At 72.6% G+C, this 1,206-nt stretch carries 1 protein-coding gene; it reads left to right on the forward strand.

Going from position 1 to position 1,206, the window contains the following annotated elements:
• Nucleotides 1-1,034: low temperature requirement protein A (locus JGS39_RS39560; protein ID WP_219574593.1), on the forward strand; the 1,034-nt coding region annotated here is incomplete at its 5' end.
• Nucleotides 1,035-1,206: the final 172 nt, after the last annotated feature.

Consider the following 1,206-nt stretch of genomic DNA (forward strand, 5'->3'; position numbering starts at 1 on the left):
ACTTCACCTGGTTCGCCTCCGCCTACGACACCGACGACGTGCCCTACCGGCTGCTCACCCTCGTCCAGATCACCGGCGCCCTCGTCCTCGCCGCCGGGGCGTCACAGGCCCTGCAGCACGAGGACTTCACGGTCATCACCTGGGGCTACGTGATCATGCGGCTCGCCATGGTCACCCAGTGGCTGCGGGCCGCCCGGTCCGACCCCGAGCGGCGTTCCACCTGCCTGCGCTACGCCGTGGGAATCTTCGTCGTACAGGTCGGCTGGGTCGTACGGCTGACGCTGCCCGAGGACACCGGCCTCCTCACCTTCGGCATCCTGGTCCTGGCCGAGATCGCCGTACCCGCCTGGGCGGAACGCTCGGCCATCACCACCTGGCACCCGCACCACATCGCCGAGCGGTACGGCCTGTTCACCCTGATCGTGCTGGGCGAGTCCATCACCGCCGCCACCGGAGCCGTACACGCCGCGCTCGACTCCCACACGGCACTCGGCGACCTCGCCGCCCTGGTCGTCGGCGGCATTCTGACCGTCTTCGCCCTGTGGTGGCTCTACTTCGCGCGGAGTGCGCGCGTGCACGACCGGCTCACCACCCTGCGGATGGCACTCCTGTGGGGCTACGGCCACTACCTGGTCTTCGCCTCCGCGGCGGCGGTGGGCGCCGGTCTCGCGGTCAACGTGGCTCACACGACCGGCCACGGGCACCTCTCCGACCGGGCCGCAGCGGCGGTCTACACCATCCCGGTCGCCGTCTTCGTGACCCTCGTATGGCTGCTGCACCACCGCACCGGCGGCCTCCGCCGCGCGGCCGACGTACTCCACCCCGTCGCGGTCCTCGCCGTCCTGGCCGCCACGTTCGCGCCGTCCCCGGTCCTCGTCACCGGCATCATCACGGCGCTCCTCATCGCCACGACGCTGATCCTTTCCACGCGGAGCGACGCACGCCGGAACGCGAACGGGGGCACCGGCGCGGACACCGGCAAGGGCACTCCCTCAGCAGCCCCCGACGCGCCGCACACGCCGCCGAGTAGCTGAGCCCGGCGCCTCTCGGCCCGCGCCCGCGCGCCTCAACCCACGCTGCGCCCTCAGCCCTTGCCGCGCGCCTTCGCCGCCTGCCCCGCCTGCCCCGGCAGCACGATCCCCTGTGCCTGGGCGGCCTTCCCGGGGCGCAGGGTCCACGGCACCGGAGAGGTCTCGGTCAGCCAGC

The sequence above is a fragment of the Streptomyces poriferorum genome (assembly GCF_019399235.1).
GTDB classification, from domain to species: domain Bacteria; phylum Actinomycetota; class Actinomycetes; order Streptomycetales; family Streptomycetaceae; genus Streptomyces; species Streptomyces poriferorum.